We start from the raw sequence: 23290 nt of genomic DNA, 5'->3' as shown, positions 1-23290 counted from the left end.
ATGAAAAGTGTCAGTCGCGACAGGAGCGGCACGCGAGGAGAATCGGTGCCAGCAGCACCGAGGCACGGACGGCGGGAAGAGGACGGTGGGCCATGGAGAGCACGGGCGAGGGCGAGCGCCGGAAGGTGACGGTCCTGGGAGCGACCGGGCAGCTGGGCGCACGGGTGGTGGCACAGCTGCGTGAGCGCGGGGTCGACGTCGTCGAGGTCTCCCGCGGGCAAGGCATCGACGTCTGTTCCGGCGAAGGCCTGGACGCCGCGTTCGAGGGGGTCTCCACCGTGGTGGACTGCCTCCACCTGGCGACACTGTCCCGCAAGCGCGCCGTCGACTTCTTCACCACCACCGCACGCAACGTGGTGGCGGCGGCACAGCAGGCAGGGGTGTCCCGGATCGTGTGCGTCACGATCCTCAACGCCCGGGAGCCCGAGGTGCACCGGTGGATGGGCTACTACGCGGGCAAGGCCGCCCAGGAGCAGACCTACCGTGCCGGGCCCGTCCCGGTCACGTTCGTGGCCTCGGCGCAGTGGTACGAACTGGCCGAGACCCTGCTGTCGCAGATGCGCATCGGCCCGCTCTCCGCGGTGCCGGGGATGCGCTCCCGGCCGCTGGCCGCCGACGAAGCCGCCGCGTTCGTCGCCGACCGTGCCCTGGAGCCCGGCGGCTCCACAACCTCCGACGACGCCGTCATCGCCGGGCCCGAGGTCCGCGACATGGCGGAACTCGCCCGTGCGATCGATCAGCACCGAGGAGGACGCCGGAAGGTGCTCCGGGTGCCGGTGCCGTTCACCGCTCTCGGCAACGGTGGCCTGCTGCCCCGCGGAGACTTCACGACCGCCCCGACCCGGTTCGAGGACTGGCTCCGCAGCACCTCGTGAGGCATGGCGGCCCGCGTCACCGCCGCGGCCGTCCTGCCGGGGACGTGGCCCCGGAATCCCACGCCACTCGAGGTGGAGCCGGCGGTCCTGCAGCTAACCGATCGGTGCAGGCGGTCGTTCACCGGCGAGCACGGCGAGCACGTTCTCGGCGGCGAGCACCGCCATCGCGGTGCGCGTCTCCACGGTGGCGGAGCCCAGGTGCGGCACCAGCACCACGTTGTCGAGCTCCAGCAACTCGGGATGCACCTGCGGCTCGTGCTCGAAGACGTCCATTCCGGCACCCGCGATCCGGCCCTCGCGCAGCGCGGACGCGAGTGCCGCTTCGTCGACGATCGGTCCGCGCGCGGTGTTCACGAGGTACGCCGAGTCCTTCATCGCCGCCAGCTGCTCGGCGCCGATCAGGTGGTGCGTGGCGTGCCCGTAGGGACAGTGCAGCGACACGACGTCGGAGACGCTCAGCAGCTCGTCGAGATCGACCCGCCGGGCGCCCAGCTCGGCGGCGAACCCGGGATCGATCTCGCTGCGCGACCGGTAGACGATCTCCATGCCGAAGGCCTTGGCCCGCCGCGCGGTCGCCTGACCGATGGCGCCCATGCCGACGACGCCGAGGGTCTTGCCCTGCAGGCTGCTGCCGAGCAGGAAGAACATGCCCCACTTCCAGTCCTGGCCGGAGCGGATGAGCCGTTCCCCCTCGCCGAGCCGGCGGGTCGCCATGAGGATCAGACCGAAGGCGATGTCGGCAGTCGCCTCCGTGAGCACACCGGGGGTGTTGGTGGGCACGACGCCCCGCTCGGTGCAGGCGGGCACGTCGATGTTGTCGTAGCCGACGGCGACGTTCGCGACCACTTGCAGCTGCGGGCCGGCGGCGTCGAGCAGCTCGGCGTCGATGCGCTCGGTGAGCAGACTCACCACGGCATCCGCCCCGGCCACCCGGCGCAGGAGCGCCTCGCGGCCGATCGGCTCCGGATCCGGCCACATCTCGACCTCGTGGGCGGCGCGGAGCTTCTCGATCGCGGCGTCGGGCACCCGTCCCGTGACGACGACCCGGCTCATGCCGTCTCGATCCACTCGCGCAGGCGGCCGAGGCCGTCGCGGATGTCGGCGACGTCGATGCCCGAGTAGGCGAGCCGGATGTACTGCCGGTCCTCGCTGGGCTGGCGCCGGCCGAAGTGCTCACGCGTGCAGAAGGAGGCGCCGGTCTGGTGCAGCGCTGCCGTGGCGAAGTCACCGACTGCCGTGTAGCCCATGCTCTCCATGGTCTGGGTGACGTCGGGGAACAGGTAGAACGTCGACTGCGGTACGGCCACGTGCATGCCGGGGATGGCGTTCACGAGCTCGCAGGCGGCATCCCGGCGCTCGCGCAGGATGTCGAGCGTCTGCTGCACGGGTTCCTGGGGGCCGCGGAGCGCTTCGATGCTGGCCCACTGCACGTAGTGGGTGGTGCACGACTCGTCGTTGGTGTTGAGGGTGCTGAGCACCTTGGCGATCTCGAGCGGTGCGACGGCGCAGCCGAGGCGCGAGCCGGTCATGGCGAACTTCTTGCTGAACGTGTAGAGGATGACGGTGCGCTCCGCCATGCCGGGGAGTGAGGCGATCGAGCTCGAGACCCCCTCGTAGCGGGTCTCGAAGTAGGCCTCGTCGGAGAGCACCCAGAGATCGTGCTCCTGGGCGAGCTGCGCGACGGCCTCGCGCTCGGCCGCGGTCGATTCGGCCGAGATGGGGTTCTGCAGGTCGTTGTAGATGATGGCGACCGTGTTCGGGGTGATCGCCGCGCGCACCTGGTCGAGGTCGATCGCGAACCCGTCCTCCGTGGGGAGGTAGCGGTACGGCACGGCCGTGCCCCCGAGGTACTCGATCTGCGACTCGTAGATCGGGAAGCCAGGGTTCGGGTAGAGCACCTCGTCGCCGGGGTTCATGACCGCCTGCAGGAACTTCGTGATGACGGGCTTGCCCCCCGTCATCACGACGACATTCTCGGGAGTGAGGCCGATGCCGCGGCGCGAGCCGATGTCCTCGGCGAGGGCCTCGCGCAGCTGCGGGATGCCGGGGCCGGGGCAGTAGCCCGTGTGGCCGTCGGCGATGGCCCGGTCCATCGCCTCGATGATGTGCGGGGCTGTCGGGATGTTGATGTCGCCGAGGTGGAAGGGGTACACGCGGTTCCCCTTCGCCGTCCAGGCGGCAGCGGCCTGGGCGACGCTGAAGGCGGTCTCGGTGCCCAGCCGTTCGAGCCGGTGCGCGAGTTGGCGCATGCTGTCCCACTCCTCGTCGAGTTGGCGATCGATCCTCCGGCGGATCCGGATCGAGCCTACGAGCCATGCATCTGGCTGTGAAGGGTGATCCGCCGATGGATCCGCACCGTGGACATCGCCGCGAGGCTTTCTGTGTCCAAGGGTCGTCCTCGTGGGACTCGGGAGTGCGGTTCCCGTCGGGACGGCCGGGAACCGCACTCCCCGCTCACGGGCGTGGGGTCAGCGCACGCGGAGGTAGACGGGACCGGAGCCGACGTTGACGGTCTGGATGACCGTCTGGTTGCCGTTCCAGCCGCCGTGGACGGCCTTGCCGCCGCCGATGTACACGGCGATGTGGGCGAAGCCCATGCCGCCGTTGGCGTAGTAGACCAGGTCGCCGGGCTGGGCCTGGGCGGCGGAGACTCGGGTGCCGAGCTTCAGGTAGGAGGCCGGCCAGCCGTGGTGGTTGATCCCGGCCGCGCGCAGGGACTTGGTGACCAGGGCGGTGCAGTCCTGGCCCACGCCGAGCTGCCTCTTGGCGGCGGCGGCGATGGTCGCGGCCTTGCCGGACTGGGACTGGATACTGACGAGCTGCTGGGGGGCTGCGGCGGGGGCCGCCTGGGCCGGGGCCACGCTGCTGAGCGCCAGGGCGCCGCCGGCGACCGTCAGGATCGCGGCGCGTCCGAGGCGGAACGAACTCTGGGCGCGGTGGCGGGGCGTGCGGGACTGGAAAATGGGCATGAGTGATGTCCTCCCTCTTGCCTGCGAGGTGAGCTGTCGGATGCGGGTGGGAGACACCCGGTCGTCAGGATGGGGGCCCTGACGACTTAACCCCTAGGTCCCGGGGGAGGGACCGTTCATGGTTCCCCCGCTTCTGCCGAGCGATATGTCTGGGGGCCCCGGGCACCGGCAGAATTCGGCGATGTGCACGGGGATACCGATCGGTGAGGCGATCGGCACGGAGAGAACACTAATCGAAAGATAACGGAAAAGTCTCGCTTTGATCACGGGCGTGTCTCGGCTTTTGTGTCGGCCGGGCAGCGCGCCTCCGCACCCACACGACGTTGCTCGGTGAGGGGCGCCGCGGGAGATCTCCAGGGAGGCTCAACTCGAGACAAAAGTGGTCTTGACCTGGGGCTCTGTATAGGTCGTGCTGGCGGGTGAGCACGCTCCTGTCATGGAGCGGGATGTCCGGTGGTGACACTCGTGTTATGGCGCGACAATTCACCGGGAAAGCTCCACGGATTCCTCGAGTGTCGCCATGAAGGGCCCTGTCCCTCCGGGCGAAAAGGACAACTTATTAGTACCTCCTATGGTCCAGCGATGAATTCACAAAAAGAAAGATCTGTGTTCGTGATGATTGTTCGGCGTGGGTCGGCTTTCGTTTCCGGGCGCGTCCGGGGAGCGTGCTCTGCATCGCGTGCCGCGTGTGCATCGGGGCGGCGCTCGAAGAGCCTTCCCGCACGTGTGCCCATTTCTCACCTGCCTACGACAGCGGGGGTCGCCCCGGGCCTGGCCGGCCGGCGAAGGCCTGGACGATGTCGAGCCAGGCGTCGGCGTCGGGGCCCTCCGCGACAAGGCTCCCGTCCTGGCGGTGCCGCCGCCGGGTGGCGAGCAGAGTGAAGTCCAGGGCCGGGCCGTGGACGCGCTGACCCGCCTCGGTCGGCCCCCAGGTCCAGGTCTCGTCCTCGTGGGTGAGCTCGACGCGGAACGGTTCGGTCGGCGGGGACAGCCGGCGCTGCCGGTAGGCGTAGTCGCGGGTGGCCACGCCCAGGTGGGCGACGTGCCGCAGCCGGTGCGAGGCGACCGGGGGAACCCCGAGGGCGTCGCGGACGTCTTGGCCGTGGGCAAAGGTCTCCATGATCCGGGCGCTGGCCATCATGGGCGCGCCCATGGGTGGGCCGATCCACGGGATGCGCTTGCCCTCCGGCACGGCGGCGAGCCGTTCGAGCACCCGGCGTCGGCTCTCCTGCCAGGACGCCAGGATCTCGGCCGGGGCACGTGTGGCGCCTTCTGCGGCGGCGCGGTCGACGACGTCGGCCTCCCCCCCGAACCGCTCCCTCAGCTGCGCGAAGACCTCCGGCTCCTCGAGGGCGGTCAGGACGGTCCGCTCCGTCCAGCTGAGGTGGGCGACCTGGTGGCGGATCGTCCACCCCTCCGCCGGCGTGGGGCGGTCCCAGTCCTCGGCGGACAGCGGCCGCAGCATCTCCTCGAGCAGGTCCCCCTCCTGGCGAAGGTCGGCCAGAAGGGCGGCGGAGTCGGGGCGGGTCATCGGCTCATCACGGTGCGGAGCTCCTTGAGGATCTTGCCGGTCGCGTTGCGCGGAAGGTCCTTGAGGAGCGCGCTTTGTGCTCTCTTGCCGATAACGCTGCTAGCGGATGAAACGAGCTGGGCCCGCGGCATCACTCGGTGTCGGTTTCCGGTCCCAGGAAGTGGTGGTACATCTCCTCGACGATGGCCTCGATCATATTGGGGCCGTAGTCCCCGTTGCCGAGGTGGGCGAACTGCTCCTGGAGATAGTTCTCGACCACGGGCTTGGCCCACGATGGCAGGGCCTCGAAACGCGCCCCCCTGTCGTTGCTCAGGTCGGGACGGACAGCAGCAGTGCTGGCTGGCGTCGTCGCGCTGTGTGCCGGTCCGGAGGGGGGGAGGTCGGTGTTCTCGCCGACCGCGGGCTCCGGGACCAAGGTGTGGTGTGGCTCGGGCACCGGCAACGCCGGGATCTCGGGGGCGATGCCACTGAGGATGTCCGGCAGACGGTCTCGTGGGACGACCATGTCGAGCAACGTGGTGCTACGAGTGATGGAGATGTAGAGGAGACGCAGGCCGTGGGGCATGTCGATGAGCCGCTGCGGGTCGACGACAATGACCGAGTCGAACTCCAGGCCCTTGGCGTCCTCCGGGGTCACCAGGTTGATGGCGCTGGACAGCTCGCCGGACGTGGACTCGGCCCAGTTGATACCGGCCTCCGTGAAGGCCTCCCGGAGAGACTCCCAGTGCTCCGGATGGGCAATGACCCCCATGAAGAAGCCCCGGCTCCGTTCCAGCACGGTCTGCGCCACTGCCGCGGCCAGGTCCGCGGACGCTGGGAACGACCACTCGGGGGAGCGCGGCGCATCGCGGAGAATCACGGGTGCCGCCACGTCGGGGGCGGCCTCACCGAGGACCGGTCGGGCCACATCGAAGACCTGCTTCGGGACGCGGTAGCCGTACTCCAGTTCGGCGATGTCCTGCGACTGGCCCATGTCGAGCCCGTGCGCCACCTCCGTCCAGGAGTCGTGGGCGTGCGGTCCCGTGGACTGGGCGAGGTCGCCCACGACGGTCATCGAGCCGAAGGACGACCGGTGCTTGAGGGCCGTCAGCTCCATGTGGCTCAGATCCTGTGCCTCGTCCACGACGATGTGCTTGTACTTCCGGTCCACGCCGTTCATCAGCACGTCCACGTAGTCGATCACCGCAAGGTCCTCGCGGGTCCACGGCTCTTCGTTCATGGACTGGCGCGCCGGCCGGTGCAGGAGCGTGAGTTCGTCGTGGCCGAACAGACCGACCTTGTTGGCCTTGGTCAGGCGTGAGATCGAATCGTAGAGGTCCCGCACGAACTGCTGCGGGCTGAGCTGCTTCCATACGCGTTCGACGGCCTGCTCCAGGGAAGCCGGGACGACCGAGTCCTGTGCCCTGCGGCCCTTCTGCGGCTCCTGGTACTCCAGGCAGTAGGACCTCAGCCGCTGCGCGAGTCGCTCTCGACCCTTGGCGTAGGGCAACTGGTCCAGACCGTCGACCAGAGTCCTGAGTGCTTCCTTGGACACCTGGATCCGCTGGAAGGAGCCCATCTCCACGGTGACTCCGTCCGCAGGGACGGTCACCCGCTGAAACAGCGCCCGTCTGACGAAGATCGCCATCCGAGGGGAGCCCTTGATCGCCGCCACGGAATGCCCGTCCGTTCCCCGACGCGACACCGTGCCCCCGAGGAGCTGCTCCAGGGACGTCTGGCGGACGTTGTCGTCCCCCAGGCCCGGAAGGACTTTCTGGATGTACCGAGTGAACGTCTGGTTGGGGCCGACGACGAGGACGTCCTGCGGGTCGATCTCCTGGTCGTAGGTGAACAGCAACCAGGAGACCCGGTGGAGGGCCACGGCGGTTTTCCCCGTCCCCGGGCCGCCCTGGACGATCAGCAACTGGTCCTTGTCCGCGCGGATCAGCTGGTCCTGCGCCGCCTGGATCGTCGAGACGATGTCCGTCATCTCGCCGGTGCGCTTTCGGCGGAGTGCCTCCAGGAGCGAATCCTCGGGGGAGTGGAACTCCGCGACCTCTTGCAGGTTCTCCAGCTGCTCCGCGATGTGCTGGAAGACCAGGTCGGAGAAGTCCTGGATGTGGTTGTCGGGGGCCGTGAAGCTGCGCCGCCAGAGCAGTCCCTGGGGATTCTGGGCTGTGGCCTGGTTGTACCGGGCGGCCACCGGCAGCTGCCAGTTGATGACCAGGAGGTTCTTCTCGGAGTCGAAGATCGGGGCCTTGCCGATGTAGAAGGATTCCCCGGTCTCGTCGACCATCCGCCCGAAGGCAATAGGCTCGCTGGCCGAGGGTACGCGGCGCTTCGAGGCCATCTGCTTAAGGGCCCGCCGTTCGGCGGCCGTGCCCCCTGTCAGCACCGCACGGGACCACCGCTCGTCGGCGGCCATCATGCAGTCGAAGGCGTGGTCGAAGTACTGCTGTTCCTTCTGGATGACGACATCCTTGTCGGCGGTCCCTGAAGAGTCGCTGTGAGCCATGATGGCGCTCCGAGTGGCTGAAATTACTGACGAGTACAGCGACAGGATAACGATGAAACCGAAATTATCGTCTCTGTGACGCGCCACGACCGGTCCACCGTCACCGGCGCACGAGATGGTGAGAATGGCACCATGGGTAACGACGACTCCGCGATGACCGGCCGATCCAGGGTGGTGCTGCCGTCCGCGCAGAAGATGTACTGGGCAGCGGACCAGTGGCGGGACCACTTGCTGGTCGACGACCGCAGCCTTTTCAGCGGCGAGCCGCTCAATGGCGCCGATGCGGCGCAGGAGCTCGTGGAGGCGTTCGTGGGGCAACACTATCTAGGCGCCGGAACCTTCTACGAGAAGCTCGAAACCCAGCTGTCCACGGTCAGCGCGGACGCGGTGTAGCTTGCCGCCGAGCTCATGTACGTCTACTACCTCATCGTCACCACTCGGGCGGCGCGGGCCAAGACGAAGCGCGACCAGATCCAGATGATCCTCGACTACCGCGATGCCGGCACCACGGATCTGCCGGACGAGTTCGCCGAGGCGCTCGCCGGTGGTGTCGCTCATCCCGGAACTGGCTACAACATGTTCCGGTGGAAGGTGTTTGCCTACCTCATCCGGGTCTACGAAACGGCGAAGAAGCTACCTTGCGCCGAGCGAACCGGCGTCTTCACGGACTGGAGTACTTTCCAGCGCTTCATGGGCGGCATCGACGACCAGTCCGTGTGAACCGACTGACGTAAGACACATAGGCAATGGTGAGATGCAGTGCTCCGCTGGCGATGAACTCTTGCCCACTCGTCGCTGGCTCTGCTCCTATTGGCCCGTCTTCGAACTGCTTGAACGCTTAAAGGGGTGGGATCATGGGTTATGGCAAATCATCCTGCGGCCCCGCTGCTGTTGCGCCAAGGCGACAGGGAGAAGCTGACCCGGCTGGTGCACTCCACTTCGGTGCGGGCGGGGCTGGCCCAGCGGGCGCGCATGGTGCTGCTGGCCGCCGACGGGGTTTCCAACACCGAGATCGCCGAGAAGGTCGGGGCCACCCGCACCACGGTGATCGCCTGGCGGACCCGCTACATCGAGGCCGGTATCGCCGGGCTGGCCGACCACGACCGGTCCGGGCGGCCGCGTCGGATCGACCACCGGGCGATCGTCACCGCCACGCTCAGGCCGCCGCCGAAGAAACTCGGCGTCACCCAATGGTCCTCCCAGCTGCTGGCGTCCCGGTTGGGAATCGACCACAGCACGGTCGCGAAGTCCTGGCACGAGTACGGGGTGGCCCCGTGGCGGGAGGGGACCTTCAAGTTCTCCACCGACCCGGAGCTGGTGGCCAAGGTCGTCGACGTGGTCGGGCTCTATCTGGCCCCGCCCGAGAACGCGGTGGTGCTGTGTGTGGACGAGAAGTCCCAGATCCAAGCCCTCGAGAGGACAGCCCGGGCCTGCCGATGCAGCCGGGCAAGCCGGCGGCGCGCACCCACGACTACGTCCGCCACGGGACGTCTACGTTGTTCGCGGCATTGGAGATCGCCACCGGCCACGTGACGGCCGTGTGCAAGTCGCGGCATCGGCGCCAGGAGTTCCTGGCCTTCCTCAAGCAGGTCGCCCGGGCCTACCCGGACCAGGAGCTGCACCTGGTGATGGACAATTACGCGGTCCACAAGACCCCCGAGGTCAAGGCGTGGCTGGCTGAGAACCCCCGATTCCAGGTGCACTTCACCCCGACCTCGGCCTCGTAGCTGAACCTGGTCGAGGTGTGGTTCGGGATCACCGAGCGCCAGGCCCTGCACCGGGCCGACGTCGCCTCGGTACCCGAGCTGAACAAGCGGATCCGGGCCTTCGTCACCGGCTGGAACGACCGCTGTCACCCATTCGTCTGGACGAAAACCAGCACCGAGATCCTCAAGAAAGCCAACCGCCCAACGACTTCAAAGACGGCGCCCTTTGGCCGCCCATCAATCCTCTGCAGTAGAGACCATCAACTGTTTATAGGAACCAATTCAAATGAGTGGACCGTTATAAATGTCCGACGCCTCGCGGAAATTTGCACGTCTCCGGTAACAAGAACTTCATATGGACCGCCGTGTGCGCGCCACGCTGCCTCATAATCTTCTTCCCCAAGGTTCAATTTGTACTTTCTATTATGCCCTTCATCACCCGCAGTGCTCATTATAGAAATGTTGCCCGCACCGAATGCACCATCCCTATGAAGATCAGTCACCTTGCCGCGAACCGTGAGGTTCTCACGAATTTCATCGGCGCGCAGGAGGGCCGAAGCGCCCTCTAGAATGTCTAGTTGCTTACGCGAAAAGGTTTTCACCTGGGGTGGCTTCTTTAATTCTCGCGACAACGGGCTTTGTGCAAGCCGGAAGGAATAGCCAACAGCCAATTCACCGGTATCGCCGATTTTGCTAAGGCCGTCCAACTCCACGGTGTTGAACCCCTTGAATCGGTCTGCGTCAATTACCGATTCTTGACCTTGAGCATGCTCGTTACTAATTTGCCATGCTCCAGCAATTACTGCGTCAATGCGATCTGATACCCGTCGCCCATATGGTGCCACATTGAATAATTCGGGCTGGGTGTCATCTTGCTCAACGATGGGCGCATTGGTATCCGCCAAAGGTAGGGCAAGATTAATTATGAAGCTACCTGGCTGTGTCGAGTACCGCGCCTCTTCCGCATATCGCTCAGCCCTTATGGGCCGCCGGGATGGTAGGACAGGGCGATTTTGATACGTCAAGGAACAAGCAGCTCCTACGAGAAGATCATGAAGGCCATCAGCAGAGTTACGCGCAAGCCCCAGTGGAGCTTCTCCACTGGGTGTATCAGGCTGGAGTCTGATTGAGATACTGTCTGATCCGCCGCATGACAGATCATCTATTACTTCTTTGCGCTGCCGTTTTTCCAGATAACTGAGGAGGTTCACTGCATCCTCGTACAGTTCTTCAAAGTCTAGGAATAAATGGTTTGCGGGAAGTAAGATTTGATACGGAGTACGCCTTGACTCGACCTCAAGCTTATCCAAATAAGCCGTAGTGGGCTTCCACAGTTCACTGTTCTTATCGAAGTCCAGGGAAACCCAACCAGTAGCCGTCAAATAATCCCTGATAGCGGACAGGCTTTTTTCGGCAGTGGGGGCGACGTAGCTATGTATGGATGAAGTCACGACTGCCCCTCCCATATATCCACAGGAGGTGCCTTAGTCGTCCGAGGCACTCCATAGGTACGCATAATGTGCCGCAATCCCTGTTCGTCCAGGCTGTTTTCCGCCGGGATGAGAACTGTCTGGCTTTCTTTATTTTCCGAGGGTGGTGCATCCTCCAACGAGATCCAGTGCGCTTTCCCCCGTAGCAGCGTCCCTTCATCGGTGAACTGAATTCTTTCATGCCGGGACGGCATGTTGACCACAACGAGAATTCTACGGACTGCGGATCTCTTACAAAGCACTCGATGAGTATCAGCGTCCAACGCATAACGAAGGTCTCCGTTATCGTTCGTCGGCACCTCAACTTCTGTCTTCACTTGAACCTTCACAGAGGGAGCGTCATAGCCGTCTATTTCGCCGTAGTGAGTAAGGGTGAGGTCAGATTTGTGGAGATCGGACCGATCTGAGGGCGCAGCACCGAGGTCGAGGGCAGTTGCGACCACTTCCACCCAAAGTTCCCCAAAGTCACCCTGGAGCCGATTGGTCAGCCCAGCCCCTGTCTCGCCAGCCATGGGACAACCATAGTCGCGAGACTTATGCGTAGCCGCATGCAACTCGCCGCAGGCCACTCGGGCGATCCCACGTGACTTCCGGTACATGCGGACATCCTTGCACCCGCGCCCGACCACCTAACCAACTGCCTCGTCAGCGCCATGGAGCAATGGGAGACAGAGGTTCTCCCTTCGACCTAGCCACGGGCGCCTCCACGGTGGGAGAGAACTACGTTCTCTACCTCGAGCGACTCGACGCGACTCGCGTTGGCCTCGGAGCGCCGGATGACCTCTGGGGTACCCGCCTCGACGTAGCTGTGCTCGCTGACCTCCTCGTGCGGACAGGTCGCACCGAGGGGTGGGAGGACACCGAGTGGCGAGCCTTCGACGCCTGGCGCACCGGCAGGACCGTCGTACTGACCACGCAGGACAGCGTTTCGGCGGCTGGGGTGGTCAGTGCGTCGGCAGAGATCCCGGCTGCGGAGGTGTCGTCGTCGAACTCGTTCGAGGACCTTACGGCCGCGCTGTCCCTGGACGAGGTGGGCGCCGAGTGGCTGGAGCAAACTCTCGAGCCGCTAAAGCTGAAGAAGCAACTGATCCTGCAGGGCCCTCCAGGCAGGGGAAGACCTACGTGGCGCGCCAGCTCGCGGAGTTCCTCGCTGGCGACCCGGAGCGGGTGACGCTCACCCAGTTCCATCCGGGGACCAGCTACGAGGACTTCATCCAGGGTCTGCGCCCGGATCCGGAGAATCCCACGTCCTTCCGGGTGGTCGACGGCCCGCTGCTCCGCATCGCGAAGGAGGCGCGGGCCCATCCGGAGGACACCTACGTCCTGCTCGTCGATGAGATCAACCGCGGCAACGTCCCGGCGGTGTTTGGAGAGCTCTATTACCTCCTCGAGTACCGCGATCAGGAGGTCACCCTGACCTACGGCCAGGACTTCAGCCTGCCGGGCAACCTCTTCCTCATCGGCACCATGAACACCGCCGACCGCTCCATCACCGCCCTAGACTCGGCGCTGCGCCGGCGCTTCTACGTCCGCGACCTGCAACCGGGCGAGACCCCGTGGACGGCATGCTCCGGAACCACCGCGCCCAGCACGACGCCGAGCTGAAGTGGCTCGCCGAACTCCTCGACCGGGCGAACGGCATCATCAAGGACAAGGACCAGCACGTCGGCCCCAGCCACTTCATGGGCCGGCAGATGGACGAGACCCGGGCCCGGCGTGCCTGGGACTACACCGTGATGCCGACCCTGCGGGAGGTCTTCTACCGCCGCCCGGAGCTCCTGGACCAGCTCGAGTTCGCAACCCTCAAGGCGGCCGTGACGCACACTGCGGGCGATGCTGCAGCTGACTGAGTGGGAGACCTCCGGGCCCCTGACCCTGACCTCCTCCCAACGGCACGTTCTGGAGACCCGCTTCGAGGCCGTTTTCCGCGCGACCGGCAAGGACGATGAGGTCACCGTACGCCCCGGCGGGGTGGTGGGCAGCGTGAGCGTCGGCGGCATCCCGATCGTGGTGCGGCCCAGGATTCCGATCGACCGGGTGCTGTTCATGACCGCCTACGCCGCGGACCCGTTCCGGTGGGAGGAGAACTGGTCGGCCATCGCCGGCGTCGACGACCTCGAGGACGGCATGGCAGCCCTCTTCGTCGCGGCGTGCCGCCGGACGCTGCAGCGCGGGCTGCTGCGCTCGTACCGGACCGTCGAGGCCAACCTCCCGATGGTCAAAGGCTGGGTGCGCTGGAACGTCCAGGCACGGCGACCGGCGCCCCTGCCCATCGCGTCCCGCTTCGAGGTGCACGATGACGACATCACGGAGAACCGGATTCTCCGCGAAGCTCTCGCGTTGCTGCGCCACAGTCGTCTGACGAACCCCGCGTTCTCGGCCGGTGTGGATCGTCTGTGGCGAAGCCTCGAGCACGCCCGACCGCTGCGAGAACCCCTCGCAGCGCTGGATGCGGTCGGCTGGACCCGCCAGAACGAGCACTGCCGCCAAGTCCTTGGCCTGGCACGGGTTGTGCTGGAGAACTGCATGGCGGACCTCGCCGGCGGTGCCGTGGGCACGGTCGGCTTCACCTTGCGTCTGCACGACGTCCTCGAGCAGTTCGTGCGCACGGCCCTCCGTGAGGTTGCCGGGTGCACGGAGATTGAGTTCCCCAACAGCTGGCGGGGCAGGGGGCTGTTCCTAGCTGAGAGTGGACAGGTCCCGTTGGTCCCGGACCTCGGGGTGCGAATCGGTGGACAGTGGCGGTTCGTGGGCGATGTGAAGTACAAGCGCGATGTCGGACCCGGCCACGAGCCTGACCTTTACCAGTTACTGGCCTATGCCACGGCAACTGGGCTGCCGGAGGCAACGTTGATCTACGCGGAGGGACCATTAGCACCTGTTGTTCACGAAGTGCGGCATGCAGGGAAACGGCTACGCTTGCGACACCTTGACCTGTCCGTTCCCCCGCCGGAAGTAATCAGACAACTCCGTAGAACAGAAGTCCGGTGAGGGCACCAGAAACATTTCCCATACTGGGAGATGTCGTCGGACAGTGACCTGCACGCTATCGTCCACTGACTCGCGCGGACGGAGCGAATGGCCTCAATGGGAAAATTCTCGAAATTGAATTAGTCCGCGATGATGACCGACGCGGAGCCGGAGCGGGTTCACGAGTTTGCCGAATTAACGCTGGTTCCGGAGAGCAGGCCGGTCACCGGTTCGGCGCGGCCGATCGTTAGGTGCCAACTGGAAAGGTTGCGAAATAAGACCGTTACTACGTCATTCTGGGGTTTTCGCGGATGAGTGGGAGTGGGTGCACAATTAAAGTGTGCCGAGCGATGGGAACACCTTTTTGCGCAAAATGGGAGATTTAGTGATGGATCAAGTACCTTACGGATACCGAACCCAACGAACCGATGTGATGCAATTGGCCGCCGATATTCGCCACTATGCTTTTGGCCATCGAATGGAATGCGAGTTGAGTGAAATTGCAGGTCGAATTGCCAAGCATCTCGACACTGGAACCCCTCCAAGGCCAGGCGGCTCCCCTCGCATTATTGTGGATCACACACGGGTAAATTTATTTGAAGCCGCTTGTCGAAGCTATCAATTTGAGCAGGACTACATAAGTGAGATTTCGCCCGCGTATAACCCATATCGCTTTGCCGTGCAAATTATTGAGGACGGGTATGGACTAGCAGTGGTCGGTGATTGGTGGGAAGTATCCTACGACAGCTTGATGTCGGAGCCCGAATTTGAGTGGTACGGATACGGCGGCCATGAGAATTATGGAAGAAATGCATTGTCCGATGCTGAGGAAGCGAGTCGACGTACTTATTGGGCCAACCTTATTGGGGGTGAGAACCTCAACAATACCGGGGTCAGCGTAGTCTTAGATATGCCCAATGATCCACGCATTAATCTAAATGACCATCTCAACATGGTTTCGGATTATCAACCATGTGTCGAGGAGCGTGCTAAAACCATTCTCGTCCCTGCAGTACTTTCTCGAGTTATCGATCGTCTACGAGATGCAGGAGAAGATTTTGTTTCCTATCGGGCCGCTCCGCTGTTCGCAGCGGCTCGTCAGGCAGCTCAAGTTTACGGAGAGGCGGTCACTGGAATTGTCGAACTCACCGATGAGAATATTGTCACATGCGCTTATCTGCCGCCTGCTCCGGTGATTGACGAGCGAGGCTTGGTCGCAGCTGTAGAGGCGGTCCTAAAAATCAATAATCGCTTGAGGTGCGAAGAGGTAAATGCGAATCCGGGTGTATGAACAATCCACTCACGAACTGGTGTCATGTCTTGCTGGTGGGAACTTCAGTTTAGGAGTTAGATTTTGATCTATTGATTGAGCATCGAAACGTAGAGTGAACTGCTTTGCGATTTTCCGGTAGGGGAGAATAAATATAGGCACACTCGCTGGTACGATTATTGTATCCTCCAACATTTAGGTGTGATTCTTGTGGGTTTAAATGTCATTTTAAATCACTTTATGCGGGCGGTTTAATCTCCATATCAGGGCGGTGTTGGCTGTGCCATGAAGATGGCATGAAGGTTTGATCGCCTATTTATGGGAATATTCAATCCATGCTTGCTAATCTTCCCTTGGTTGATTTGTGCTAATTCCAGTGTCCGTCCTGGAGTGAAAACAAGATGTTTCGCTTTTGAGGCCGTTCATGTGGCCATGGGGTGAACTGAAAACTGGGCGTATGTAATGTGGGGCCTCCTGACTCCGCAGCTTTGTCCGTGGCGTCGAGACGCGGGAAGGTAGCGCTCCCGCTTGACCGACGTAAGCATCAATTTGCCTTAGCATGAGAGCACGTCGTGGACCGAGCGATCCAACTGCGTTTGCCCCTGGTGGTTCTGGGGACGAAGGCAGCTTGCCGGACAGGCCCGCGCGCCTCCCCGCGACGTTCTGCACGTCGCGCGGACGAGGGAGAGCGGGGCGGCCGATGAGTGCCGTAGTGGAGAGCGTCATCACGGCGCCGGAAGAAACCGAAGTGCACTCTGGGAGCGGGCTCCCGCCTGTTCCTGAGCCGGGCCAGGTCGTCGAAGTGCGCGGCTCGCGATGGGCCGTTGCCGACATCCAGGTCCAAGGCCTGAACCGCAGCCCCGCGGACGAAACCGTGGCCCGGATGGAACATGTCGTCTCATTGCAGTCCCTCGACGAGGACCGTCTCGGTGAAGAACTCGACGTCGTGTGGGAGCTGGAAGTCGGCCACACCGTCGCTCCGGACCAGGGACTCCCGGAGACCATCACACCGGAAGGTTTCGACGACCCCAACACGCTGGCTGCCTTCGTGGACGCCGTGCGGTGGGGTGCCGTCACCTCCGCCGACGCCAAGGCCTATCAATCACCCTTCCGCTCCGGGGCGACCGTCGAGGCCTACCAGCTGGAGCCGCTCCGCCGAGCGCTCCAGGCGCCCCGCACCAACCTTCTGCTCGCCGATGACGTCGGTCTCGGCAAGACCATCGAAGCGGGCCTGGTGGTCCAGGAACTCCTGCTGCGCCATCGCGCCCGGTCCGTGGTCATCGTCTGCCCGCCCAGCCTGTCGCTGAAGTGGCAGGACGAGATGCGGGACAAGTTCGGTCTGGACTTCGTCATCGTCAACAGCGACCTTATGGCCGAAGTCCGCCGGACGCACGGCCTCAACGCCAACCCGTTCAACCTGTTCCCCCGGGTGATCGTCAGCATGGCTTGGCTTTCCGGCCTCCGGGCACAACGGCTCCTCCGTGACGCCTACGCCCAGGTGCGTGACGCCAACAGCGCTCGCCGCTTCGCCTTCGACATCCTCGTGGTCGACGAGGCGCACCACGTCGCCCCGGCCAGCCCGAGTGCCGCTCCCGGCAGCCGCGGTTACGCCGTCGACAGCGATCGCACGCGCACGGTCCGTGCGCTGGCCGAGAAGTGTGAGCACCGTCTCTTCCTCAGCGCCACACCTCACAACGGACACCCCGAATCCTTCACCGCTCTGCTGGAGATGATCGACAGCCGGCGCTTCAGCCGCGGGGCCACGATCGACGAGCGAGCCCTCAAGGAGGTGGCGGTCCGGCGCCTCAAGTCCGAGATCAAGGACAAGGACTTCAAGGCCCGCCAGGTCAAGACGCTTCCCTTCACCCCCGACGCGGACGAGCAGGAACGGTTCGAGAAGCTGGCGCGGATCCTGGCGGACAGCGCACGGGCCAACGGGAAGAAGTCCTCCGGTGACATCGTCGCGATGCTTCTGAAGAAACGCTTCCTGTCCAGCCCGTGGGCTTTTGCCCGCACTCTCAAGCACTACGAGGCGGCATCCGGCGTCGGGCGCTTGTCGGACCTCGACGACGAGGACTACTACGAGGAGGTCCTCGGCAGTGGTGCCTCCGACGAGGAAGAAGGCCTGTTCGACCAGCCGGAGTTCACCACGCTGAGGCAGAGCAAGAAGTCGGACCCGCTCAGCACCGCAACTTCTGCGGAGATCCGAGAGCTCACCGCCTGGGGCAGCAGCTACGAGCACCGCCCGGACTCTCGTCTGCAGGCGCTTATCGAATTCCTTGACGCCGTCTGCCGCCCCGACGGCACATGGACCAACGAACGGGTCGTGGTCTTCACCGAGTACGCCGACACCTTGGACTGGATCGTGCGCGTGCTGCAGCAGAAGGGTTACAGCGACGACGTGCTCGCCGTCATCCAGGGCTCCACCCCGGCCGAGGAGCGCGAGGACATTCGAGCCCGCTTCAGCACCGACCCCACCACCGAAGGCACCGAACAGCTTCCGCGCGTCCTGGTCGCCACGGATTCCGCCGGCGAGGGCATCGACCTCCAGGCCTACTGCCACCGACTGGTGAACTTCGACATCCCCTTCAATCCGTCCCGGCTCGAGCAGCGCATCGGCCGCGTCGACCGCTACGGACAGAAGCACACGCCCGAGATCTACCACTTCGCGCCGGCGTCGAAGTCCACGACGTACGCGGCCGACATGGACTTCATGCGCCGCATCGCCGAAAAGATCGGCAACGTCGCCCAGGACCTCGGCTCAGCTAACCAGGTCATCGACGCGGAGGTCCAGAAACACTTCACCGGCTCGAGCCGCACTCGTAAGGCGGCCAAGTCGGCGCAGGACACCGGCAACGCCATCATCACGCGCACGCTGGCCGGGGGCATGAACCTCAGCCGACAGCTCACGGAACTCTCCCAGTCCTACGCCGAGCGCAAGGTGGAGATGCACCTCACCCCCGGCAACGCCCGGCGAGTGCTGGACACTGCCCTCGCACTCACCACCCAGCCCCAGCTCGAGGAGATCGGGGACGAGCGGACTGACGCGCAGGTCTTCGCGGTCCCGACGCTCGGCCCCTCCTGGCAGACGGCCCTTCGCGGACTGGACACCCGACTCACGCCCGGACGGTGGCGTCCGATCACCTTCGACGACCAGGCCGCCGCCGATCGGGACGATCTCGTCTACGTCCACCTCGGCCACGCCCTGATGCAGAAGTCGGCGCGCCTGCTGCGCTCGGCGCTGTTCAGCACCGACTCGCAGGTCAACCGCGTCACCGCCGTGGTGGTCGACGACCTGCCGCAGTCCTGTGTGGCGGCGGTGTCCCGCCTCGTCCTCGTGGGACGTGGCGGCATCCGCCTCCACGAGGAGGTGTTCCTCACCGGTATCCGGATCGGCGGGCAGGACATCGCCGAGGCCAAGGTCGAGGACCTCCTCAACGACACGCTGGACGCAGAGAAGCTTGCGCTCGCCGATCGACCGGTGCGCGAGTATCTCGCAGAGCAGTGGAACGCCGACAACTCCTACCTCCGGGAACGACTGCGCTCGGCCATGGAGCGCCGCGCTGAACGCCATCAGCAGCGCGTCACCGCCGCGCTCGAGGAACGGCGGGACGCCGACGTTGCACGCGCCCGGGAGATCTTCCAGGCCTTCCGCCTCAATCTCACCGAGTCCCGGCAGCGTCTCGCCCGGGAAATTCAGGAAGAGGAACAGACGCTGCTGCCCGACGACCAACAGCGTCAACGACGACGGGACATGCAGGCGATGGAGCAACGACTGGCCAGCCTGGCCGAGGAAGAGCAACGCGAAGTGGACGCCATCCGGGAACGCTATGCCGAGATCAAACCGCACGTCTCCGCGGCCGCCGTGGTGTTCGCGCTGACGCCGGCGGACGCGGTGGCGGGGAAGGTGGCCCGCTGATGCTGCGCCGAATCGACCGACGCCCGCGAGACGGGGCCGAGAGCCACCGGTACTGGCTTCAGCTCGTCGACACCGACGGACCGTTCCTGTCCGTGCCCGCGCTCAAGAGCGTGTGGGGATACGGCATGCCCTCGATGGACAGTGACGTACTCGCCGTCCTCAAGCAAGCCAAACCCCTCTTCGAACGAGCTTGGGAACGATGGGACGCCCATCGCGATGACATCAGCGTTCTGAATACCTACCGCCAAGCGCAGCAGACATGGGTCGAGACGGTGCTCAGGGACGTCCTGGGCTGGGGCAATAGCTACGTCACCGACCTCGCACTACCCGCAGTCGCTGATGCTGCCTCGGGAGTGCGCTCGCCGAACCACGCCGTCACCGTCCTCCCCTCGGGGGCCCTCGTCCACGGTGAGAATGTCGGGGCGCTGGTTCTCGAGGTCGATCCCGTCGACTCCCTCCGTGCGGCCCTCGACGACGGATGGGCCGCGAGTCCGATCGACCGCATGGAAGAGCTGCTGCGCCACAGCGGGGTGCGCATCGGGGTGGTCACCGACGGACGGTGGTGGGCCATCGTCAGCGCCCGAGAATCCACGATGGTCGCCTCCGGCGTCGTCGACTCCCAGACGTGGATCGAGGAGCCGGCAACCCGCAACGCGTTCGTCGAGCTGCTGCAGCGCAAGCGGCTGCTCGGAGGCAAGCCGTCCGAGCGGCTCACCGAGTTGTTTGGAGCCTCTGTGGCGGCTGCCGAGGAGATCACAGACGCCCTTGGCGTCCAGGTCCGGAAGGCCGTGGAGCTCCTCGTTCAGGCGTTTTCAGAAGCCGGTCTTGAGGCCAAGCGCCGCGGCGATCCGGACCCCCTCCCTGAGAACCGCGGTGAGGTGTACGAGGCTGCGGTCACCGTGATGATGCGCGTGGTCTTCCTCCTCTTTGCCGAGGAACGAGGGCTCTTACCGCAAGGGCGCCTGTTCGCCATGGGCTACGGCATCAGTGACCAGTTGGACCTCCTCGATCAGCGCGCCCGGGACGAGGGCGCCGAATCGTTGGATGCCACCCATCTCACCTGGCACCGGCTCCTCGCCACCTCACAGGCCCTGTACCGGGGCGCGTCGTTCGAGGACATGCGCCTGCCTTCCTACGGCGGCTCACTTTTCGACGCCGCGCGCATGCCCTTCCTCACTGCCCGCACAGAGCGTGGAACGCTTGCCGTCACGGTGAGCGATCGTGTCATGCTCGAGATCCTTCGCTCCGTGCAGGTCACCGAGCTCAAGGGCGAGCCGGCCCGCCGGATCTCCTTCCGAGACATCGACGTCGAGCAGATCGGCTACATCTACGAGGGTCTGCTGGGCTACTCCAGCCGAGAGGTCGACCGAGTGGTCGTCGGACTTCTGGGGACTGACGGAGTGGAGCCGGAGATTCCTCTGAATGTCCTGGAGGACCTCTCCGACGGCGAGCTCGACGACACGGTGATCGCCAAGGCGATCCTCAAATGGGTCAAAGACAACCAGCCGGCGGCCAAAGCACCGACCCAGTCCAGGCTCGCCAAGGCGTTAGCCTCGGGCGACAATCAGGAGGACGCCGTGCGCGCCCTCCTGACTGTGACGGGCGCCGACGAGGAGCTCCGCACCCGATTGCGGAGCTGGATCGGCATCATCCGTCGTGATCTGCGCGGCCGTCCGGTGGTCATCGCACCCGGCGGTCTGGCGGTGGTGGAGACGCCGTCTCGGTCCACGTCCGGGGCCCACTACACACCCCGCTCCCTCGCCGAGGAAGTCGTGGAGCACGCCCTGGAGCCGCTCGTCTACTCACCGGGCCCGCACCAGACTGCTGAGCGGAACCAGTGGAAGCCTGTTTCCTCGGACAAGATCCTCGACCTTAAGGTGGCGGACATCGCCTGCGGTTCTGGGGCGTTCCTCGTGGCGGCTGCTCGTTACCTCGGCAAGCGTCTCGTCGAAGCATGGCATCGTGAGGGCGTCGCACGAGGAAGCGCTCAAAGTTTGGAGACGCACGCGGTGCGACAAATCGTGGCGAGCTGTCTCTACGGTGCCGACATCAACGAGATGGCCGTAGAGATGTGCAAGCTCTCGCTGTGGCTGGTGTCCCTGGATCCCAAACTGCCGTTCTCATTCGTCGACGACAAGGTTCTCCACGGCAATTCGTTGCTCGGTCTGACCGACGCCAAGCAGCTTGAACGCCTGCACATCGACCCGAAGGCCGCGTCCCAGAATGTCAGCTTCTACGATCTCGACGTCTCTGGAATCCTCGTCGACGCCGCTAGCCTGCGTCGCCGACTAGCCACGGAAATCGATGACTCTGATCCTCAGCGTTCGGCGGCGACGAAGCGGCGCCAATGGCGAGAATATCAGAACCTCACAGCCAAGCTTACTCGTATCGCCGATGGCGTGGTGGCTGCTGGTTTGAAGGTGGGCGGGAAGCCCGGGCGTGCGCTTAATGAAACGTATGAGAACTTGCGCATCGCTGTTGAAAGGGCATACCCCGCCATAGGAGAGTTGGCCAATTCGTCCATGCTCAACACCATCATTGCCAGCGGACTCACTCCTACGGTGACGACTGACTATGAGCGGTGGAAGCCTCTTCACTGGATTTTGTCAGTCCCAGATGTCATGGCCAGTGGAGGATTTGACGCTATCATTGGAAATCCACCATTCCTGGGTGGTCAAAAACTGACTGGCTCTATGGGAACTAATATACGAGACTGGCTCGTTAATGTGCTGGCTGAAGGCAAAAAGGGAAGCGCGGACTTTGTCGCATATTTCTTTTTGCGTGCCATGTCACTCTTGCGGGGCGGCGGAACTCTCGGCTTGATCGCAACAAATTCAATCGCCCAGGGTATCACCCGAGAAGTAGGATTGGATCGCATGGTTGCTGACGGATTCACTATAAATCGATCAATTCAAAGTCGAGCTTGGCCCGCGCGTAGCGCCAACCTTGAATTTGCAGCAGTATGGGGTATTTTTGGTGAATTATCAAGACAAGCCCATAGGGTTGCTGACGGTTTGGCGGTCAACGATATATCTACCAAGCTCGAGCCAGCGAGCAAAGTTTGCGGTGCACCGTATCGCCTGGCGGAGAATTCTTTGTTTGCTTTCCAGGGTTGCATTGTTTTAGGCAAGGGGTTTGTCCTCGGCGAAAAAGAGGCGCTTGCTTGGATCGAGGAAGACTCTCAGAATGCGGATGTACTATTCCCTTACTTAAACGGAGATGATATCAGTGCGCGCCCCGATGCTTCGGCGTCACGCTGGGTGATTGATTTTTATGATCGCTCGGAACTCGAAGCCGCAAAGTATGCTTTGCCATACCAGCGGCTTGTTGAAAAAGTCAAGGGGGAGCGGCAAGAAGTAAATCGCAGGGCGCTTCGTGAGCGTTGGTGGCAGTATGCGGAAAAACGGCCCGGGATGCGTAAGGCAATTTCTGCACTAGGGGAGGTCTTAGTAATCGCACGCGTTAGCAAGTCGGTAATGCCGATAAGAGTGCCAGCAGCGCAAATTTTGAGCGATTCGCTGACTGTGTTTGCTACTGACTCGTACCAAGACCAAGCGGTAATTTCGTCAAGTCCCCATCAAATTTGGGCTATTGCATACGGTTCCACTCTTGAAACGCGAGTCCGATATGCTGCATCTGATGTTTTTGAAACTTTTCCGCGGCCCGTACTTAGTGATCGAGTTGAGAAAGCGGGCAAAAATTTGGATGCTGAGCGTCGAAAAATTATGTTAACCCGACATTTAGGATTGACGAATCTTTACAATATGGTAAATAATCCTGCAATTACTAGCCATTCTGACGCTGATGTGGCTCGGGTCCGAGAATTGCATGTTGAAATAGATAAAAGCGTAATGGCTGCTTATGGCTGGGGAGATGTCCACCTCGACCATGGTTTCCACATCTATCGTCAAACGCAGCGTTGGACTGTCAGCCCTGCCGCGCGCGTGGAAATCCTCGATCGCCTTCTTGAAGAGAATCATCGCCGTGCTGCCGTGCGGAGCAATGTGCCGTCGCCCGTCCGGGAAGTTCTGGAGGAGTAGAACGCATGACGATATCCGTAAGTCAC

General features: G+C 63.7%; 16 protein-coding genes, 2 pseudogenes and 1 riboswitch. Of the genes and pseudogenes, 11 read left to right on the top strand and 7 right to left on the bottom strand.

Translation table 11 applies throughout. The features are described 5' to 3' along the window. Nucleotides 1-92: 92 nt before the first annotated feature. Complete coding sequence (locus EQG70_RS17285) at nucleotides 93-875, top strand: SDR family oxidoreductase (protein WP_109269106.1); 783 nt, start codon at nucleotides 93-95, stop codon at nucleotides 873-875. Nucleotides 876-968: 93 nt separating this feature from the next. Here EQG70_RS17285 and EQG70_RS17280 read toward each other — a convergent pair whose 3' ends face one another. The 5 genes and pseudogenes from EQG70_RS17280 to EQG70_RS17260 all read right to left on the bottom strand — a co-directional run bounded on the left by EQG70_RS17280 (nucleotide 969) and on the right by EQG70_RS17260 (nucleotide 7869). Continuing rightward, on the bottom strand, nucleotides 969-1928 hold the full coding sequence (locus EQG70_RS17280; protein ID WP_109269107.1) for a 2-hydroxyacid dehydrogenase: 960 nt from the start codon (nucleotides 1926-1928) through the stop codon (nucleotides 969-971). Further along, nucleotides 1925-3124, bottom strand: a complete 1200-nt coding sequence (locus EQG70_RS17275) for a pyridoxal phosphate-dependent aminotransferase (protein WP_109269108.1) — start codon at nucleotides 3122-3124, stop codon at nucleotides 1925-1927. Before EQG70_RS17275 ends, EQG70_RS17280 begins: the two co-directional genes overlap by 4 nt. 219 nt (nucleotides 3125-3343) lie before the next feature. Further along, nucleotides 3344-3739, bottom strand: a pseudogene (locus EQG70_RS17270) (NlpC/P60 family protein); the annotation flags it as partial. Between the two features lie 110 nt (nucleotides 3740-3849). Then, nucleotides 3850-4035: riboswitch (cyclic di-AMP (ydaO/yuaA leader) on the bottom strand. Nucleotides 4036-4589: 554 nt separating this feature from the next. Next, on the bottom strand, nucleotides 4590-5375 hold the full coding sequence (locus EQG70_RS17265) for a TIGR03084 family metal-binding protein (protein WP_109269110.1): 786 nt from the start codon (nucleotides 5373-5375) through the stop codon (nucleotides 4590-4592). Between the two features lie 130 nt (nucleotides 5376-5505). Beyond that, nucleotides 5506-7869 (bottom strand): HelD family protein, encoded by a 2364-nt coding sequence (locus EQG70_RS17260; RefSeq protein WP_138976498.1) that lies wholly within the window; start codon nucleotides 7867-7869, stop codon nucleotides 5506-5508. A gap of 132 nt (nucleotides 7870-8001) precedes the next feature. Here EQG70_RS17260 and EQG70_RS17255 point away from each other — a divergent pair, with 132 nt between their 5' ends. The 3 genes and pseudogenes from EQG70_RS17255 to EQG70_RS18940 form a co-directional block, all read left to right on the top strand. Next, complete coding sequence (locus tag EQG70_RS17255; protein WP_138976497.1) at nucleotides 8002-8262, top strand: hypothetical protein; 261 nt, start codon at nucleotides 8002-8004, stop codon at nucleotides 8260-8262. A 15-nt stretch (nucleotides 8263-8277) separates the two neighbouring features. Continuing rightward, complete coding sequence (locus EQG70_RS17250; protein WP_109269113.1) at nucleotides 8278-8589, top strand: hypothetical protein; 312 nt, start codon at nucleotides 8278-8280, stop codon at nucleotides 8587-8589. A gap of 141 nt (nucleotides 8590-8730) precedes the next feature. Then, nucleotides 8731-9785 (top strand): annotated as a pseudogene (locus EQG70_RS18940) (IS630 family transposase); the annotation flags it as partial. A 50-nt stretch (nucleotides 9786-9835) separates the two neighbouring features. Here the strand turns inward: EQG70_RS18940 and EQG70_RS17240 are convergent. Together EQG70_RS17240 and EQG70_RS17235 are read right to left on the bottom strand one after the other, a co-directional pair. Further along, on the bottom strand, nucleotides 9836-11026 hold the full coding sequence (locus tag EQG70_RS17240) for a hypothetical protein (protein ID WP_138976496.1): 1191 nt from the start codon (nucleotides 11024-11026) through the stop codon (nucleotides 9836-9838). Beyond that, nucleotides 11023-11577 carry a DUF4365 domain-containing protein gene (locus tag EQG70_RS17235; protein ID WP_167508933.1) on the bottom strand — a complete coding sequence of 185 codons (555 nt, stop codon included), beginning with the start codon at nucleotides 11575-11577 and terminating at the stop codon, nucleotides 11023-11025. The genes EQG70_RS17240 and EQG70_RS17235 overlap by 4 nt, the downstream gene beginning before the upstream one ends. Nucleotides 11578-11774: 197 nt before the next feature. Between EQG70_RS17235 and EQG70_RS18225 the strand changes: the two genes are divergently transcribed. From EQG70_RS18225 to EQG70_RS17205, 7 genes are all read left to right on the top strand, one after another. Continuing rightward, on the top strand, nucleotides 11775-12236 hold the full coding sequence (locus tag EQG70_RS18225; RefSeq protein ID WP_167508932.1) for a hypothetical protein: 462 nt from the start codon (nucleotides 11775-11777) through the stop codon (nucleotides 12234-12236). Further along, the gene (locus tag EQG70_RS18220; RefSeq protein WP_167508931.1) at nucleotides 12188-12670 is read left to right on the top strand and encodes an McrB family protein; all 483 of its coding nucleotides are present in this window, start codon (nucleotides 12188-12190) and stop codon (nucleotides 12668-12670) included. The genes EQG70_RS18225 and EQG70_RS18220 overlap by 49 nt, the downstream gene beginning before the upstream one ends. Further along, nucleotides 12631-12915 carry a hypothetical protein gene (locus tag EQG70_RS17225; RefSeq protein WP_138976495.1) on the top strand — a complete coding sequence of 95 codons (285 nt, stop codon included), beginning with the start codon at nucleotides 12631-12633 and terminating at the stop codon, nucleotides 12913-12915. Before EQG70_RS18220 ends, EQG70_RS17225 begins: the two co-directional genes overlap by 40 nt. Then, entirely contained in the window at nucleotides 12899-14056 is a 1158-nt protein-coding gene (locus tag EQG70_RS17220) for an McrC family protein (RefSeq protein ID WP_109269116.1), read from the top strand. The genes EQG70_RS17225 and EQG70_RS17220 overlap by 17 nt, the downstream gene beginning before the upstream one ends. Before the next feature lie 319 nt (nucleotides 14057-14375). Next, nucleotides 14376-15326: a hypothetical protein gene (locus EQG70_RS17215; RefSeq protein ID WP_138976494.1), complete on the top strand. Its 951-nt coding sequence runs from the start codon at nucleotides 14376-14378 to the stop codon at nucleotides 15324-15326. 691 nt (nucleotides 15327-16017) lie between these two features. After that, the gene (gene drmD / locus EQG70_RS17210; RefSeq protein WP_244296594.1) at nucleotides 16018-19224 is read left to right on the top strand and encodes a DISARM system SNF2-like helicase DrmD; all 3207 of its coding nucleotides are present in this window, start codon (nucleotides 16018-16020) and stop codon (nucleotides 19222-19224) included. Next, nucleotides 19224-23264, top strand: a complete 4041-nt coding sequence (locus EQG70_RS17205) for an Eco57I restriction-modification methylase domain-containing protein (RefSeq protein ID WP_109269119.1) — start codon at nucleotides 19224-19226, stop codon at nucleotides 23262-23264. Before drmD ends, EQG70_RS17205 begins: the two co-directional genes overlap by 1 nt. Nucleotides 23265-23290 lie beyond the last annotated feature (26 nt).

Source organism: Kocuria rosea (genome assembly GCF_006094695.1).
Taxonomy (GTDB): Bacteria; Actinomycetota; Actinomycetes; order Actinomycetales; family Micrococcaceae; genus Kocuria; species Kocuria rosea.
This window is presented reverse-complemented; position numbering and strand designations above follow the sequence as displayed.